The 16,748-nt window shown below is 69.0% G+C and carries 16 protein-coding genes; 10 read left to right on the forward strand and 6 right to left on the reverse strand.

Features of this window, described 5'->3' with window-relative positions; translation table 11 throughout:
* Positions 1-19 precede the first annotated feature (19 nt).
* Positions 20-169: a TFIIS helical bundle-like domain containing protein gene (locus F1D61_RS12035; RefSeq protein ID WP_093566759.1), complete on the forward strand. Its 150-nt coding sequence runs from the start codon at positions 20-22 to the stop codon at positions 167-169.
* 274 nt (positions 170-443) lie between these two features.
* On the opposite strand, the gene F1D61_RS12040 is transcribed toward F1D61_RS12035, so the two are convergent.
* Entirely contained in the window at positions 444-1,247 is an 804-nt protein-coding gene (locus F1D61_RS12040) for a DUF6925 family protein (protein WP_246775836.1), read from the reverse strand.
* Between the two features lie 191 nt (positions 1,248-1,438).
* On the opposite strand from F1D61_RS12040, the gene F1D61_RS12045 reads away from it, so the two are divergent.
* From F1D61_RS12045 to F1D61_RS12060, 4 genes are all read left to right on the forward strand, one after another.
* Positions 1,439-2,203: a DUF502 domain-containing protein gene (locus F1D61_RS12045; protein WP_246775837.1), complete on the forward strand. Its 765-nt coding sequence runs from the start codon at positions 1,439-1,441 to the stop codon at positions 2,201-2,203.
* 303 nt (positions 2,204-2,506) lie between these two features.
* Entirely contained in the window at positions 2,507-3,520 is a 1,014-nt protein-coding gene (locus tag F1D61_RS12050; protein WP_348649461.1) for a fatty acid desaturase, read from the forward strand.
* Positions 3,521-3,632: 112 nt separating this feature from the next.
* Positions 3,633-4,130 (forward strand): DUF3617 domain-containing protein, encoded by a 498-nt coding sequence (locus F1D61_RS12055; RefSeq protein ID WP_203158121.1) that lies wholly within the window; start codon positions 3,633-3,635, stop codon positions 4,128-4,130.
* A gap of 609 nt (positions 4,131-4,739) precedes the next feature.
* Positions 4,740-5,597, forward strand: coding sequence for a hypothetical protein (locus tag F1D61_RS12060; RefSeq protein ID WP_203158123.1), 858 nt, complete (start codon positions 4,740-4,742; stop codon positions 5,595-5,597).
* A 147-nt stretch (positions 5,598-5,744) separates the two neighbouring features.
* On the opposite strand, the gene mfd is transcribed toward F1D61_RS12060, so the two are convergent.
* Together mfd and F1D61_RS12070 are read right to left on the reverse strand one after the other, a co-directional pair.
* A complete protein-coding gene (mfd, locus tag F1D61_RS12065; protein WP_203158125.1) occupies positions 5,745-9,347 on the reverse strand; it encodes a transcription-repair coupling factor in 3,603 nt (1,200 codons plus the stop codon).
* A gap of 317 nt (positions 9,348-9,664) precedes the next feature.
* The gene (locus F1D61_RS12070) at positions 9,665-9,961 is read right to left on the reverse strand and encodes a succinate dehydrogenase assembly factor 2 (protein ID WP_048435331.1); all 297 of its coding nucleotides are present in this window, start codon (positions 9,959-9,961) and stop codon (positions 9,665-9,667) included.
* Positions 9,962-10,128: 167 nt separating this feature from the next.
* Between F1D61_RS12070 and recG the strand changes: the two genes are divergently transcribed.
* The 3 genes from recG (at position 10,129) to F1D61_RS12085 (ending at position 13,883) form a co-directional block, all read left to right on the forward strand.
* Complete coding sequence (recG, locus tag F1D61_RS12075; RefSeq protein ID WP_203158127.1) at positions 10,129-12,240, forward strand: ATP-dependent DNA helicase RecG; 2,112 nt, start codon at positions 10,129-10,131, stop codon at positions 12,238-12,240.
* A gap of 278 nt (positions 12,241-12,518) precedes the next feature.
* Positions 12,519-12,995 (forward strand): hypothetical protein, encoded by a 477-nt coding sequence (locus F1D61_RS12080; RefSeq protein WP_203158128.1) that lies wholly within the window; start codon positions 12,519-12,521, stop codon positions 12,993-12,995.
* A 162-nt stretch (positions 12,996-13,157) separates the two neighbouring features.
* Complete coding sequence (locus F1D61_RS12085; RefSeq protein ID WP_203158130.1) at positions 13,158-13,883, forward strand: alpha/beta fold hydrolase; 726 nt, start codon at positions 13,158-13,160, stop codon at positions 13,881-13,883.
* A 144-nt stretch (positions 13,884-14,027) separates the two neighbouring features.
* Here F1D61_RS12085 and F1D61_RS12090 read toward each other — a convergent pair whose 3' ends face one another.
* Positions 14,028-14,312, reverse strand: coding sequence for a hypothetical protein (locus tag F1D61_RS12090; protein WP_203158131.1), 285 nt, complete (start codon positions 14,310-14,312; stop codon positions 14,028-14,030).
* A 91-nt stretch (positions 14,313-14,403) separates the two neighbouring features.
* Positions 14,404-14,712 (reverse strand): hypothetical protein, encoded by a 309-nt coding sequence (locus F1D61_RS12095; protein ID WP_203158133.1) that lies wholly within the window; start codon positions 14,710-14,712, stop codon positions 14,404-14,406.
* Between the two features lie 147 nt (positions 14,713-14,859).
* On the opposite strand from F1D61_RS12095, the gene F1D61_RS12100 reads away from it, so the two are divergent.
* Positions 14,860-15,591 (forward strand): gamma-glutamylcyclotransferase, encoded by a 732-nt coding sequence (locus tag F1D61_RS12100; protein ID WP_203158140.1) that lies wholly within the window; start codon positions 14,860-14,862, stop codon positions 15,589-15,591.
* On the opposite strand, the gene F1D61_RS12105 is transcribed toward F1D61_RS12100, so the two are convergent.
* Positions 15,561-15,881: a hypothetical protein gene (locus tag F1D61_RS12105; RefSeq protein ID WP_203158142.1), complete on the reverse strand. Its 321-nt coding sequence runs from the start codon at positions 15,879-15,881 to the stop codon at positions 15,561-15,563. The genes F1D61_RS12100 and F1D61_RS12105 overlap by 31 nt on opposite strands.
* Positions 15,882-16,018: 137 nt before the next feature.
* On the opposite strand from F1D61_RS12105, the gene F1D61_RS12110 reads away from it, so the two are divergent.
* Positions 16,019-16,609 (forward strand): pyridoxamine 5'-phosphate oxidase family protein, encoded by a 591-nt coding sequence (locus tag F1D61_RS12110; protein WP_203158144.1) that lies wholly within the window; start codon positions 16,019-16,021, stop codon positions 16,607-16,609.
* The last annotated feature ends 139 nt before the right edge of the window (positions 16,610-16,748 follow it).

Genomic DNA, 16,748 nt, shown 5'->3' on the forward strand with positions numbered 1-16,748 from the left:
CGCACACCTGGAGGATACGATGAGCCTCATCGGCCGGATCGTCACCAAGATCCTGGGGAACGACGACCCCCGCCTTCGTCCCGACAGCCGTCCCTACGACGACCGGGTCGCCTACAACGATTCCGGCAACCTCGTCGGCCGCCTCGTCACCAAGATCCTGCGTCGCTGACGCCACGCTCCCGCAACGACCGGGACGACGCCCCCGCCGGCCCCCGGCGGGGGCGTCGCCGTTTTCGAGGCGGGCGCGATCGTCTGGGAGAAAATCTTCTTGAGGTGCGCTTTCGCACTTGCGAACACGGCGCAGGGGTCTATCTTCTGCAATGCACGGTCGCGATGGCGTCGCGGCCCTGCTGCCCTCTTTGGGCGTTTCCTCCCTAGACTTCGGGCCGCTCGCAAGGGCGGCCTTTTTTCTTGCTCACGGGGTCATCCGCGTGTGCGGCGCATCACGCCGGCGCCCCGTATCGCCGCTGCATCCGTGCCACCCGCGCCGCGCCCCGCGCCGCCCGGGAGTCCGGCACCACCTCCTCCCCGGCGAGGATGCGGTCCTTGAGCGCCACGAGCGCCGGATCGCCCCAGCGTGCCAGCCAGTCCTGGAAGACGGCATGGCGCCTGAGATCGTAGCCGCCCTCCGTCAGCGGGTGCGGCGGATGCAGGTGGATGACGGGGGCGAGGCCCGGCGGGATCGGGGCCGTGGCGGCGTGCAGGCGGCCCTGGCGCAGGAGCTTGTCGAACCAGTGGACGCGCGGTCCCGGATGGGCGTCGGGCAGGACGACCTCGATGCGATTGCGGCCCTGCGCCGCCACCAGCACCGCCCCGAGGCCCGGCAGGCCGGCCCAGAGGGCGGCGTCGGCCGGGCGCCCGCAGGCGGCGCGCAAGGCCCGGACGGCGTCGCCCCGCACCCGGGCGAGGAGCCGGGCCTGGGGCAGGGGTAGGCCGAGGCAGAACAGCACCCCGTCCCGGTCCTCGGACCGGGCAGCCTCGTCGTCGGGACCGCGTTCGCTCACGAGCGTGGCCGAGCCGAGCGGCAGGGCGTCGAGGGGCCGGCACAGGGCGAGGGCCTGGCTCCAGGCCTCGTGACCGAGCGCTGTCTCGTAGGCGAACGGCACCAGGGTGCCGGCCTCTCCCAGCACCAGGGCGCCGCGGGGCGTGACGAGGCCGGGGCGTCCGCTATCCGGCCTCGCCACCGGCTCCCCGGGATCGCGCCGGAAGGTCGCGCCCGCCCCGTAGCCGCCGAGGCTCCAGGTCATCGCCTGATCGGCGAGGGCGCGATGCAGGACCGCTCCCAGGGCAGCAGGATCCGGCCTCGGTCGGACTGACAATGGGTCGTTCAAAGGAGCTTGGGCTCTCTCAAAGGCTCTTGCCCGCCTTGAGCGCAGCGCAGCAAACCGCTACCTCTTCGGGGGCAGGGGGTGCCTGCCGGGATCGAGAATCGTCAATCGTGTCGGAACCCTCGCCGCTGATCCCCGATCCGGACGCGCCGGCCACCCGCAAGCGCGTCAGCGTCCGCGGCCGGCTGCGGAACTACTTCTTCACCGGCGTGATCGTCGCCGGCCCGCTGGCGATCACGATCTACATCACCTGGTGGTGCATCAGCTTGATCGACGGCTGGGTCAAGCCGCTGGTGCCCTCGGCCTACCTGCCGGACCATTACCTGCCGTTCAGCGTGCCGGGCCTAGGGCTCGTCATCGCCTTCGTGGCCCTCACCACCCTGGGCGCCCTCACCGCCAACCTCGTCGGCCGTTCGGTGGTGGAGTTCGGCGAGGTGCTCCTCGCCCGCACGCCGGTGATCTCGGGCCTCTATCGCGGCCTGCGCCAGGTCTTCGAGACGCTGTTCTCGACCAGCGGCACCTCGTTCCGCACCGTCGGGCTCGTCGAGTTCCCGGTGAAGGGCACCTGGTCGATCGTGTTCGTGTCGGCCCCGGCCGGGCCCGACGTGCAGACGGCGCTCGGACCCGAGCACGACCATGTCGGCGTGTTCCTGCCCTGCGCGCCGAACCCGACCACCGGCTTCTTCTTCTACCTGCCCCGCGCCGAGGTGATCGAGTTGTCGATCAGCGTCGACGACGCCGCCAAGCTGGTGATGTCGGCCGGCGTGATCCAGCCCGAGGACCCGCAGGGCCGCCTCCAGGCGATGGCGGCGGGCCTGCGCGCGGCGCAGGTCGGGCCGATCGACGTGCCGGCGCGGACCCGCCTCGACGCGTGAGGGCCGCCGGGCCGGCGGATGCCGTCGGCACCCTCCCGATCACCCGGATGTGATGGCCCCGGGCTCCCGCCCTGCGACCGTGCCGCGGAGGCGCCTCCTTCCTGCCGGCGCCAGGAATGCTACTGGGGACGCGTGCGACCCGGGAATCGCGCCGGCCGGTGCCGGAGGATCTCCGCCCGCGGCCGCACCACCCGAGGCCCTCCGCGGCCGCCCGACAGACAGGATCGCCCTTCCCCCGTGACCGACGATACAACGCACCCCGCCGCGCTCAGCCGGGCCGGGGATGAGACCGTACGGCCCGACATCGCCGCCCTCGCCCGCGAGGTGGCGCGCCATTGCGCGGCCTACCGCGATCCCGTCCCGAAGCTCGCGCTCCGGCAGGTCGCCAATACCCTGCTGCCCTACCTCGCGCTGTGCGCGATCATGCTCTGGGCGGCGGCGAACGGTTACGAACCCTGGGTGCTGCCGCTCGCCGTGCCGGCCGGCGGCCTGCTGGTGCGGCTGTTCATCATCCAGCACGATTGCGGGCACGGCTCGTTCCTGCCCTCCCGCGCCGCCAATGACGGGCTCGGCCGCCTCCTGAGCCTCCTGACGGTGACGCCCTACGACAGCTGGAAGCGGGCGCACGCCCTGCACCACGCCTCCACCGGCGACCTCAGCCGCCGCGGCACGGGGGACATCCACACGCTGACCGTGCGCGAATACCTCGCCCTGTCGCGCTGGCACCGGCTGCGCTATCGCCTCTACCGCAACCCGTTCATCCTCATCGTGCTCGGCTCGCCGCTCAACTTCCTGGTGCTGCAGCGGTTTCCCACCGGCGTCGGCCTGCCCTGGCGCACCGCGTGGCGGGACGTGCTCGCCCTCGACCTGGCGCTCGCCGCGATGGTCGCGCTCCTCGCGCTCGCGACCGGCGGGATCGGGCCGGTGCTCTGGGTGCTCCTGCCGGTGGTCAGCGTCGCCGCCTGGATCGGCGGCTGGCTGTTCTACGTCCAGCACCAGTACGAGGAGACCGTCTGGGAAGGCCCCGAGGCCTGGGATTTCCACCGCGCGGCGCTCGGCGGCAGCTCGTACTACGTCCTGCCGCGGGTGCTGCAATGGTTCACCGGCAATGTCGGCCTGCACCACGTCCATCACCTCAACAGCCGCATCCCGAACTACCGCCTCCAGGAATGCCTCGACGGCCACGCGACGCTCGGCGAGGTCGGCCGCCTGACCCTGCGCGACAGCCTGCGCTGCCTCGGGCTCGCCTTGTGGGACGAGGAGGCCCGCAAGCTGATCGGGTTCTCGGGGCTCCGGGTCGCGGCCCAGACGGCGTGACCGGGACAGATCCGGGCGGGGCGCACTCTGCCCGGATCTTGAGTGCTTAATCCTCTTGGGCTAGTCCTTCACACCGAGGCGGCCGGGGAGCCGCGCTTACCAGGGAGGCTCCATGCCCGTGCGTCTGATCGGTGGCGGATTCGTCGGGATCACCCTCGTCGCGGCGAGCACGCTCGCCGCCGCCGACACCTTGCCGGCGCGCAAGGCCGGCCTGTGGGAGAGCAAGACCGTCTCGGCGGAGGGCAACACCACCGCCCGCCAGTGCATCGACGACAAGACGGACCAGATGGCGCAAGGGGCGCTCGGCGCCGGGCAGTGCTCGAAGCGCGATTTCGTCAAGACGAGCACCGGCTACAAGGGCGAGACCGAGTGCAAGATCGGCCCGATCTCGGCCAGCGGCACCAGCGTGATCACCGGCGACTTCGCCAGCAAGGTCCACATGGACGTGGACACGACGCTGACCGGCATCCCCAACATGAAGGAGCCGGTCCGGCGCAAGATGGTGATCGACGCCACCTATCTCGGTCCGTGCGAGGCGGGGCAGAGCCCGGGCGACATCATTTTGCCGGATGGGAAGATCGTGAAGATGCCGTCAGCGGGGCCGCGTTAGAGGTCGATCGGGATTGATTAGAGCGAGACGGCGGACATATCTCACTCCGCGGCGAGTCCGCCGCGGGCAACAGATAGTATTGGGTAATTTCTCAGACTGACAACGCTAAAGGTCCTTATTGGCCTCCTTGATTCGGCAGTTGAAAGCCCGTTTTTAATTTTTCTTGTACGGCATTTTATTTACATGGAATTTGCTACGATGAAACAAAATATTTAATATTATACAAAATCATTCCAATCAAGACTTAGTATATATTTACAGATCGCGCTGGGCGCTTTATAAGCGAGCCGCTCAACTCTGCTGTTGGTGCCGTCTTAATCGACCGATTATACGTGGCGCTATGACCGAACATAAATATTGGCCTACGCTCTGTGAGCGAAGAAAATAAAATCTCAAAATTTTCTGGCATTTCAGCATAGTCAGGGGATTTTTCGAGCATGATGCGCTCCTATGCAGAAATCAGAAATCGTCTTACAATATTATCTCAATAAACAAATCGATATTGCCGTAATAACTTCGATAATATTTCGACTTAAGAAAAAATTAGAGATAATTCGATACAATTATCAGGCTATAGCATGATCTCAATGCAGATTTGAGAGGCGGCAGATGATTCCGGCGAGTGCGGCTTCCGACGTGAGAATGACATCGAGCGCCATTGCGCTGAAAATGCTCAACGAAACGATAGTCACGTCTAAACAAACTTCCTTCAAACAGGCTGCCGCAGCTCTCGATACGACATCGAAGGTGGCTAAGATCGCATCGACTAGAACGTTGGATGCAATTACAAACCTCAAACGCCTCGACAGGAATATTACATCCGAAGACTTAGCAGCGATGACGCCAACCGATCGATTTGCCATGCAGTTTGTGGCATCCGCCCCATACCTTGAGCTCCCGAGCAGCATGCTGAAGGAATCCATCTCGGCTAAGGACGAGGCGTTCATGCGCGGATTGGGTGCGAATGGCTGGGTGGCACACTACGCCCCGAAACTATCGCCAGAGGCTTTTGAAGCGGCAGCGCGGAAGAGCCTGGATTTGATGCTGCCAAATAACGGCGTTGTAGAAAATTACCTATACTATAAGGACGCATTTGAGGATGTAAATACTAAATTTGTTTTATCGAACGTCGACAATCACACGCTCGTTGGGCGAGACGCCCTCGAAACAACAAGGCATGCGTATCAAATTCAAATGTCTCTACGGCATGCTCTAGATACAGGAAACATTGCATTTAGCCGCCCAGAAGACGAAGTCGGACTTGACTATATCGGTGTCTCGTATGATATGTATAAAGATGGTAAATTTGAAGGAAACATGCTTAATTATACGCAAAACAGTGATTATTTACAAACAAAACAACTAGAAAGAACTGTCATTTACACATGGAATATAGGACTCCTGGGATTTCTCGCAAAATTCGATCTACTCAGCCTGAACGAAATAGAAAGAAAACAATTAAGATAGCAACTGTCGCCCAGAAATAAAATCGGCGGCAGTTGTCGCAGGGTGTTAATTTTATAACACACTGCGCGCAGCTCTATAGGTTGAGCTTACTCGCCGCTTCTATCTAAGGTAGGAGAGGCGGCTCTCCGCCGCCTCTCTCTTTTTGCCTCACGCCGCCTTCTTCCGCGTGATCAGCTTCACCAGATCCCGCAAAATCGCCGTCGTCTCCTTCAACCGCTCCGCCACCGTGGCGAGGTCGCGGATGAACACCACGCTCATGTCCGGCCGCACCTTGGCGAAGGAGCGCTGGTCGGCGATGTAGCCGGCGAGCTTGGCCGGGTTGGCGAAGGCGCGGTCGCGGAAGTGCATGACGATGCCCTTCGGGCCGGCCTCGACCTTCTCGACATTGGTCTCGCGGCACAGGATCTTGATCGTCACGATCTTGAGAAGCTCTTCCACCTCCGGCGGCATCGGGCCGAAGCGGTCGATCATCTCGGCGCCGAAGCTCTCGAGCTCCCGGTCGTTCTCCAGCGTCGCGAGGCGGCGATAGAGGCCGAGCCGCACCGAGAGATCCGAGACGTATTCCTCCGGCATGGTGACGGGGGCGCCGAGCGCGATGGTCGGCGACCATTGCTCGTCGGTCGGCAGCGCGTTGCCGGACTTGAGCGCCGCGACCGCGCTCTCCAGCATCTGCTGGTAGAGCTCGTAGCCCACTTCCTTGACGTGGCCGGACTGCTCGTCGCCGAGCAGGTTGCCGGCCCCGCGGATGTCGAGGTCGTGGCTGGCGAGCTGGAAGCCGGCGCCCAGCGTGTCGAGGGATTGCAGCACGCTCAAGCGCCGTTCCGCCTGCACCGTCAGGGGCTTGCCCTCGGGCGTGGTGAACAGCGCGTAGGCCCGGGCCTTGGAGCGGCCGACGCGGCCGCGCAGCTGGTAGAGCTGGGCAAGGCCGAACATGTCGGCGCGGTGGACGATCAGCGTGTTGGCGGTCGGGATGTCGAGGCCGGATTCGACGATCGTGGTGGCGAGCAGGATGTCGTACTGGCCCTCGTAGAAGGCCGTCATCACGTCCTCGAGCTGGCCCGCCGCCATCTGGCCGTGGGCCACCGCCACCTTGGCCTCGGGCACCTCCCGGTCGAGGAAGCGCTTGACCTCCTCCAGGTGCTCGATGCGCGGCACGACGTAGAAGGCCTGGCCGCCGCGGTAGCGCTCGCGCAGCAGCGCCTCGCGGATCGAGAGCGGATCGAACGGCATCACGAAGGTGCGCACCGCGAGCCGATCGACCGGCGGCGTCGCGATGATCGAGAGTTCGCGCACCCCGGTCATGGCGAGCTGGAGCGTGCGCGGGATCGGCGTGGCGGAGAGCGTCAGGACGTGGACCTCCGACTTCAGCGCCTTCAGCCGCTCCTTGTGGGCGACGCCGAAATGCTGCTCCTCGTCGATGATGATGAGGCCGAGATCCTTGAACACGATGTTCTTGGCCAAGAGCGCGTGGGTGCCGACCACGATGTCGACCGAGCCGTCGGCCAGCCCCTCCCGGACCTTCTTCAGATCGGCATTGCCGACGAAGCGGGAGGCCTGCGCCACGTTGACCGGCAGGCCCTTGAACCGGGCCTCGAAGGTGCGGGCGTGCTGGCGCGCCAGCAGGGTGGTGGGTACCACCACCGCCACCTGCTTGCCCGAGAGCGCGGTGACGAAGGCGGCGCGGAGCGCCACCTCCGTCTTGCCGAAGCCGACATCGCCGCAGACCAGCCGGTCCATCGGCCGGCCGGAGGTGAGGTCGCCGAGCGTCGCGGCGATCGCCGCCTCCTGGTCCTCGGTCTCTTCGTAGGGGAATCGGGCGGCGAACTCGCCGTAGGTGCCTTCCGGCGGGGCCATCTTCGGGGCGGATTTCAGGAAGCGCTCGGCCGCGACCTTGATGAGGGCGCCGGCCATCTCCATGATCCGGCGCTTGAGCTTGGCCTTGCGCGCCTGCCAGGCCCCGCCGCCGAGCTTGTCGAGGGCGACGTCCGCATCCTCCGAGCCGTAGCGGGTCAGAAGCTCGATATTCTCGACCGGGAGCAGCAGCAGGCCGCCGCTATACTGGATCTCCAGGCAGTCGTGGGGGGCGCCCGCCGCCGTCACGGTCTTCAGCCCGATGAACCGCCCGATGCCGTGATCGGCATGGACCACGAGGTCGCCCGGCGCGAGCGCCTGCACCTCCAGGATCACGTCCTGCGGGCGCTTGGCCTTGCGCTTGGGCCGGACCAGCCGGTCGCCGAGGATGTCGCCCTCGGCCACCACGGCGAGCTGGCCGGCGGAGAAGCCGCCCTCCAGGCCCCAGACCGCGACGCCGAGATCCTGGCCGCGCTTCATCGCCAGGATGTCGGAGAGCCGGGTGATGGTCTTCGGCTTCGGCAGGCCGTGCTCGGTCAAGACGCCGCAGAGCCGGTCGCGCGAGCCCTCCGACCACGCCGCCAGGACGACGTGATGGCCCGACGCCTGGAGATCGCGCACGTGGCCCACCGCGGCGTCGAAGACGTTGACGCCCTCCTGCGCCCGCTCCGGCGCGAAGCTGCGGCCGGGCACGCCCTCGCAATCGATCAGCTTGCGGCCCGAAACCTCCGGTACGTCGAAGGGGGCAAGCCGCGCGACCGTGGCGCCGTCGATCCGCTTCGCCCACTCGTTCGGCGACAGGTAGAGCGCGTCGGGCTTGAGCGGCTTGTAGGGGGCGGTGCCGCTCTGGCGCTCCTTCAAGGCCTCGCAGCGGGCGTCGTAATACTCTTGCACCTGGGCCAGGCGCTCGGCCACCGCGTCGTCGACCTGGTGGTCGAGGATGAGGGGCACGCCGGCGACGTAGTCGAACAGCGTGTCGAGCTTGTCATAGAACAGCGGCATCCAGTGCTCGAGGCCGGCATAGCGCCGGCCCTCACTGATCGTCTCGTAGAGCCGGTCGTCGCGGGTCGCGGCGCCGAAGGTCGTGACGTAGCCCTGGCGGAAGCGCCGGATCGTCTCGGTGGTGAGCTGCACCTCGCTCATCGGCACGAGGTCGAGGGAGCGCAATTGCCCGATGGTGCGCTGGGTCTCGGGATCGAAGGCGCGGATCGATTCGAGGGTGTCGCCGAAGAAATCGAGGCGGACCGGGTTCGGGAGCCCCGGCGGCGACAGGTCGATGATGCCGCCGCGCACCGCGTATTCGCCGGTATCGCGCACGGTGCCGGTGCGCAGGAAGCCGTTGGCCTCGAGCCAGGCGACGATCTGGTCGGTATCGAGCGCGTTGCCGGGCGCGGCCGAGAAGGTCTCGACGGCGATGCGGGATTTCGGCGGCACCCTTTGCACCAGGGCGTTGACCGTGGTGGTGAGGATGCGCGGCTTCTCGGCCGAGGAGCGGGTGCGGGCGAGCCGCGAGAGCGCCGTCATGCGCTGGGCCGCGATGGCGGGATTCGGCGAGATCCGGTCGTAGGGCTGGCAGTCCCAGGCCGGAACGCTCATCACCTCGATCTCGGGCGCCACGAAGGACAATGCGCTGGCGAAGGCCGCCGAGCGGGTGCCGTCCCGGGCGACGTGGACCAGGACCGCCGGCCCCTCCGAGACCTGCGACAGGGCGCGGGCGAGATCGGCCACCACCAGGGCGTCGAACCCGTCCGGCACGCGCGCCAGCGTCGCGCTGTCGCCGGCCTTCAGCGCCTCCACGGCCTTGGTCAAGGCGGCGGATTTCGGCAGGGCGAAGCGGGCGGCTGCGGGCTTCTTCGGGGCTGCGGGCGGGGCGGGGGGCTTGGGGGCGGGCTTGGCCATCGGGTCTTCAGCGGGTCTTTACGCGAGCGGAGCGGGCAGGGGGCGTCAACAGCGGGTCGTCGGATCGATCAACGCATCAGGACGGGGCGCGGGACTTGAACCCTCCCCCCTCTGCGGGGGAGGGTGCCCGGCGGAGCCGGGCGGGAGAGGGGAACCCGCTTCCGGATATAGCGGAACCGTTCTGAAGGGGGCCCACTGGATCAACGTCGCGCTGCCCCTCTCGGCGGGACTTCGTCCCGCTGCGCTCGCATCCGCTCGCCACCCTCCCCCGCAGAGGGGGGGAGGGTTCAGACCCGCGCCTCATTGGGAAGCCGATCTCACAGATCCACCGGCGCCCCGTGCTGATGGAACGCCTTCATTCGGCGATAGACTGCGGTGTCGTAGTTCGACGGAACCTCGGCCTCGTCGGTGATCCAGCGGAACAGATCCCGGTCCGGCACCTCGATCAGCAGCTCGAAATCGTCGAGCTCCTCCTCCGTGAGGGTCCCGATCTCGGCATCCGCGAAGCGGCCCATGATCAGGTCCATCTCCCGGGTGCCCCGGTGCCAGGAGCGGTAGAGCGTGCGGCGGCGGCGCGGATCGAGGTCGGCGCTGGTGCGGGTGGTGCCGGTCATCGCGAGATCAAATCCTCGGGCTGGTCCGGAGCGGCTTTACCGCCCGGGGCGCGGGTGCGAAACCCCGCCACCTGATATGGGATTCGTCGCAGCCTGCGACACCCGCAAGGCCGCAACCGCGACCGTGTGGTGTATAGAGCCCCCGACTTTCCTCCGCCTCCGCCCCGATGTCCCTGCGTCCCTCCCTGCTCGATCCCCTGTTCGCCCCCGCGACCGTGCTGCCGGGGGCCGGTCCCAAGGTCGCCGTGCTGATCGACAAGCTCGTCGGCACGCCGGAGCGCCCGGCCCGGGTGGTCGACCTCCTGTTCCACCTGCCGCAGCGCGGCATCGCCCGGCAGCTGCGCGGCTCGATCGCCGAGGCGCCGCCCGGCGAGCCGGTGACCCTCGGGGTGACCGTGGTGGCCCATCGCCCGCCGCAGACGGCCGGCCGCAAGCCCTTCCGGGTGCTGGTCGAGGACCAGACCGGCGACATCACCCTGGTGTTCTTCAACCTGCCGCGTGCCCGCATCGAGAAGATGCTGCCGCTCGGCAGCCACCGCTACGTGTCGGGCCGGATCGAGCTGTGGGACGGCTTCCGCCAGATGGTGCATCCCTCGCGCATCCTCGACGAGAAGGGCCTGGCCGACCTGCCGGCGGTGGAGCCGATCTACGGCGCCACGGAAGGGCTGACCTCGCGGGCGATCGGCAAGCTCGCGGTCTCGGCCCTCGACCGGCTCCCCGTCCTGCCCGAATGGCAGGATCGATCCTTCCTCGACCGCCAGGGCTGGCCGGCCTTCGCCGACGCCTTGCGCACCGAGCACCGCCCGGCGGAGGCCGCCGAGACCGAGGAGGATCTGAAGACCCCGGCGCGGCGCCGCCTCGCTTACGACGAGTTGCTTGCCTCGCAATTGGCGCTCGCGCTCGTGCGCAGCCGGATGCACCGGCCCCCCGGCCGCACCAATGTCGGCGACGGGGCATTGTCGGGGCGGATCGAGGCGGGCCTGCCGTTCGGGCTGACCGGCGCGCAGACCCGGGCGCTCGCCGAGATCCGCGGCGACATGGGCTCCGACCGGCGGATGCTGCGGCTGCTCCAGGGCGATGTCGGCTCGGGCAAGACCGCGGTGGCGCTCCTCGCCATGGCCTCCGCGATCGAGGCCGGCCGGCAGGCGGCGATGATGGCGCCGACCGAGATCCTGGCCCGTCAGCATGCCGAGCGCCTGCGGCCGATGGTGGAGGCGGTGGGGTTGAGGCTCGCGCTGCTCACCGGCCGCGACCGGGTGGCGGAGCGCCGGACGACGCTCGCGGGACTTGCCGACGGCTCGATCCACATCGTCGTCGGTACCCACGCCCTGTTCCAGGACGACGTGGCGTTCCACGATCTCGGTCTCGCGGTGGTGGACGAGCAGCACCGCTTCGGCGTGCATCAGCGCCTGGCGCTGGGGGGCAAGGGCGAGGCGGTCGACATCCTGGTGATGACAGCGACGCCGATCCCCCGCACCCTGGCGCTGACCTATTTCGGCGACATGGAGGTCTCGGTCCTCGACGAGAAGCCGGCCGGCCGCCAGCCGATCAAGACGGTGCTGGTCTCGACCGATCGGATCGAGGAGGTGACGCTCGGCCTCGAGCGGGCGCTCGCCAAGGGCGACCGGGTCTACTGGATCTGCCCGCTCGTCGCCGAATCCGAATATGTCGACCTCGCCGCCGCCGAGGAGCGGTTTTCCGCGTTGCGCGAGCGCTTCGGCGCGGATGTCGGCCTCGTCCACGGCAAGATGCCGGGCAAGGACAAGGACGAGGCGATGGAGCGCTTCGCCGCCGGCGACACCAGGATCCTGGTCTCGACCACCGTGGTGGAGGTCGGCGTGGACGTGCCGCAGGCCACCGTGATGGTGATCGAGCATGCCGAGCGCTTCGGCCTGGCGCAATTGCACCAGCTGCGCGGCCGGGTCGGGCGGGGCTCGGGCGCCTCGACCTGCCTCCTCCTGTTCAAGGGGCCGCTCGGCCAGGTCTCCCGGGCCCGGCTCGAAATGATGCGCGAGACCGAGGACGGCTTTCGCATCGCCGAGGAGGATCTTCGCCTGCGCGGCGAGGGCGAGGTGCTGGGCACCCGCCAGTCGGGGCTGGCCAATTTCCGCCTCGCCCGGCCGGAAGCCGACGGCGACCTGATCGTGGCGGCGCGGGACGACGCGCGGCTGATCGTCGAACGCGATCCGGGGCTGCAATCGGAGCGCGGGGAGGCGCTGCGGGCGTTGCTCTACCTGTTCGAGCGCGATGCGGCGGTGAAGCTGTTGCAGGCGGGGTAGGCGCGTTGCGCCCCTGCCGGCCCGCCAAGCAGGATGGTCGAAAAATCATCCATCCCTGCCGCCGGAATGTGCGCTGGAACACGCCGGACGCGAAGTCCCGGGCCTAACCTCCGCCCACCTCGCGAGGTCCTGATGCCGCCGCACGATCGTTCGGCGATCGGCCGCGGCGTTTCGTCCTGCCGCGACCCTCCAGTACCGACCCGACCTTTTCGCGACGTGGCGCCCTCGGCGGCTCCTGCGAGGCTCCGGAGTCCCACCCTGCCCGAAGGGGGTGCCCGATGACCCATCCATGGCCCCATCACCACACCGACGGTTCGGTGCATTACACCCATTGCCGGCCCGAGACGGTGGAGGCCCTGCCGGCCACCGGGCAGGCCCGGCCCGACTGGCGCCGTCGCCTGCGCGGGGCCGCCGGCATGATCGGCGCGTCTAGCCTCGCCGCCGGGGCGATCTGGTTCGCCATGCTGTGCGACCCCACCGTGTCCCGCGCCGCCCTGCCGCCCTCGGCGGATGTCTGCACCAATGCCGGTCACGCCGTGCGGATCTGGTTCGACGCCGAGACCGCCCGGCGCGCCCGCGTCGCCGAGGCGCCCCACCAGCACGCCTTCAACAGCATGCTGCTGTGGTACCGCTCGGCCGAGGGCAAATGCGCCTCGGGCCGGACCCAGGAGGCGGTCAAGAGCTTCCAGGCCCTGGAGCGGATGATCGCCGGGTTCGAGGCGAACCGCGAGGACCGGGACGAGGCGGGCCTCTGACGGCCTTGCGCGCCGGGCCCGTTCGCGCTTGGCTGCCCCAGAGCATGTTCCGACGAAGCGGATACCGGTTCGTCGGAGACAATGCGGCAAGATCAAACGCGCAGAGCAGCGCCCGATCGCACCACGGTCGGGCGCTGCTCTCGCGATGACGGGAGGGGCGGAATGGCGGATGGTCTGACCTTCGTGCTGGTGCACGGTGCCTGGCACGGCGGCTGGTGCTGGGTGCGCGTCGCCGACATCCTGCGGAGCCAGGGCCACCGGGTCTTCACCCCGACCTGCACCGGGCTGGGCGAGCGGGCGCACCTGCTCTCGAAGGACATCACCCTCGACACCTTCGTGCGCGACGTCGCCGGGACGATCGCGGCCGAGGAACTGACGGAGGTGGTGCTGGTCGGGCATTCCTTCGGCGGCCTGGCGATCAGCGGCGTGGCGGAGGCCATGCCGGAGCGGCTGCGCCACCTCGTCTACCTCGATGCGCTGATCGTGCAGCCGGGCCGCGCGCCCTTCGACGGCTTGCCGCCCGAGGTGGTCGAGGCCCGCCGCCGCGCCGCCGCGGAATCGAGCGGGTCCTTGAGCCTGCCGCCGCCCCCGGCCGCGGCCTTCGGGGTGCTCGATCCGGCCGATGCGGCCTGGGTGGAGCGCCGTCTCACCCCGCACCCGCTCGGCACCTACGAGAGCAAGCTGCCGATCCGCGGCCCGGTCGGCAACGGCCTGCCGCGCACCTACGTCGACTGCACCACGCCGTCCTACGCCACCCTGGACGGGGTCAAGGACTGGGTGCGGCGCCAGCCCGGCTGGGGCTGGCGCGAGATGGCCACCGGCCACGACGCGATGGTGAGCGCGCCCGGGCCGCTCGCTCGGCTGCTGGTGGGGCTCGGCGGCGGTTGAGCCGGCGAGCCCAGACAGGCGACTCGCTTCTCACAACAAAATATCCACCCACCGCGTCATTCCGGGGCCGCGAAGCGGAGCCCGGAATGACACGGAGGGTGTGAATTATATCGAGGGAGCCGATCGCGCGTTTCGGGACCGCGCCTATCCCATCGTGACGACCGTCCGCCCGGGATCGATCTCGATCAGCCGCAGGCCGAAGCTGCGGCCCTCCTGCGCCTCCCAGTCGGCGAGCACGGCGTTGACCCGCTCGGGGCCGTCCTCGGCGAGGGTCCGGGTGCCCACCGGCTCCTCGATGGCGTGCATGACCTCGCCCATCAGCCGGGCGCGGGCCGGCTCCGGCGCAGGCTCGGCGGCATCGCAATAGGTCGTGACGATCTGCTCCGACAGCGCCTCGATCACGGCCTGGTTCACGGAGGTCATGCCCATGCTGCGCTCTCCTGGTCGTCGGGCCATCCGCCCCGTTGGATGCGCCCCTTCGGACCGGGACAACGCGACAGGGCGTGACCGGTGCCGCGATTCACCCCGCCTGCTGCTGGCCGGCGCGGTGGGCGGCCAGCGTCACGACCTCGGCGGAGGGAGCCTCCCTCGGACCTTGCCCCATCATGAAGATCACCGGGTTGCGCGGCATGTAGCCGGGATTGCGGCGCAGGTTGAGCAAGGGCTGCAGCTCCACCGCGGTCAGGTCCTTCGGCGTGGCGTCGCGCCAGACATGGCCGGGCGAGGCGGCACGGGCGAAGGGCCACCAGGAGCGGCGTTCGGTCTCGACCTGCAGGACGAGCTTGCCGGTGAAGGTTTTTCGGAAATTGAAGCGACCCGTGATGGCCATGACGCGTCCTCCATTCCCGGACAACCGTTCCAGATCATCTGGACCCGTGCAGCTTAGCACGGCACTAACATGGGGCGGCCACGCTTCGCGGAACACCCCGAGGAATCCCCTGCCGCGCTGCCGCACCACCCTCACTTAACGGTTGCGATGCCCAAACGCTCCCTCACGCTCGACGCCGCATCGATCGCCCGGGCCCATCCGCACAAGGTGACCGCCGACGCGCGCGGGCCCGGCTACGGCATGGCGCTGATGGACGAGACCGAGGCCGATGCGCGCCTGGAGGCGGCATTGGCCGGGAAGCCGGGCGATCCCGGCACCCTGTGGCTCTTCGCCTACGGCGCCCTGATGTGGCGGCCGGAATTCCCGTTCGCGGAGCACCGCGCGGCGCGGGTGCGGGGCTGGCACCGCCGGTTCTGCCTCTGGCAGCGGGGGTTTCGCGGGACGCCGGAGCGCCCCGGCGTGATGCTCGCCCTCGACCGGGGCGGAGAGTGCCGCGGCCTCGCCTACCGGCTGATCGGCGACGACCTGCGGGCGGCCGTGCGGCCGGTCTGGCGGCGGGAGATGCGCGGCCGGGGCTACGCGGCCCGCTGGCTCGCGGCCGAGACCGCGGAAGGGCCGGTGCCGGCGCTGGCCTTCGTCGCCGACCGGACGGGGCCTCGCTATGCCGGGCGGCTGACCGACGCGGAGATCGCCGACAGCATTGCCGCCGCCTGCGGCCCGATCGGACCGAGCGCCGAATACCTGCTCAACACCGTGGCGGCCTGCGAGGCGATGGGCATCCGCGACCGCCACCTGTTCGCGATGCAGGCGCTGGTCGCGGAACGGCTCGCCGCCTGCGACCCTCAGGCTCAGAACAGCCCGACGCCGATGCCGGGCTGAGGCCGCGGCGGGAAGCCGTAGGGGCCGGTCGAGACGCCGTAATAGGGCAGGACCGGCGCGTAGCCGAAGCCGAGGAGCCGGCGCGGCGGCGGCGCGACCACGACCACGTCGGCCTCGATCGCGACGGCGGGCGGCGGAGGAGGAAGCGGCGGCGGCGGGGCCTGCCAGCCGGCGGAGAACTCCGCCCCGCCGCGGGCGCCGTAGCCGGCGGGCATGTCGGCCGCCATCGCCGGCAGGGCCGTGAGAGCGGCCGCCAGGGGCAGCCAGGCCAGCGTCGTGCGGAGCGTCATGGTGGGGAACCTCGGGAAGGACGATCGTGGGGGCAAGCTTCACCGGAACAAGCTTCGCCGTAACAAGCTTCACCGGGGCATCCCGGTTCCCCGGATCGTGCCCTAGATTGGTGAACGAACCGGAGCGGATGGCACCGATGACCGAGCCTGCGTTCTACGACGACCTCGCGGCCTGCCTCGCCGAGGCCTGGCGCCGGCTGGAGGAGGGGGCGGCGCATCGGAGCGGCTTCCACGCGCCGGCGCTCGCCACGATCGGCAGCGACGGCGCCCCGCGCCTGCGCACGGTGGTGTTGCGCGGGATCGACCGGGACGGCCGCTCCCTGCGCATGCATTGCGACGCCCGTTCCGACAAGGCCGCCGAGATCGCCGCCGATCCCCGGGTGGCGCTCCACGCCTACGACGCCGCGGCCAAGATCCAGGTGCGGATCGAGGGCCGGGCCCGCCTGCACGGGCAGGACGCCGTGGCCCGCGCCGCCTGGGCGGCGTCGCGGCCGATGAGCCGGGTCTGCTACGGCACCGCCCCGGGCCCCGGCACGCCGCTGCCGGCCGGCGACGCCTACGCCCTGCCGGAGGACGAGGCGGCCGTGGAGGCGGGATTCCCGGAGTTCCGCGTCGTCGTCCTCACCGCCGCCCGGCTCGACTTCCTGTACCTCGCCCGCCGGGGCCACCGGCGGGCGCTGTTCACCTGGGACGGGGAGGAACCGTCGGCGACGTGGCTGGCGCCGTGAGGGCGCAGCGGCGCGTCCGGACGCTCCCTCGGAGCCTTGTCCGTCCCTCTCGACAGAACTGCCACTCACCGCGTCATTCCGGGGCCGCGCAGCGGCGCCCGGAATCCAGAACCTCAGGCAGGTAAGAACCGGGCGGAAC

Origin of the sequence: Methylobacterium aquaticum (assembly GCF_016804325.1) — a bacterium.
Lineage (GTDB): Bacteria > Pseudomonadota > Alphaproteobacteria > Rhizobiales > Beijerinckiaceae > Methylobacterium > Methylobacterium aquaticum_C.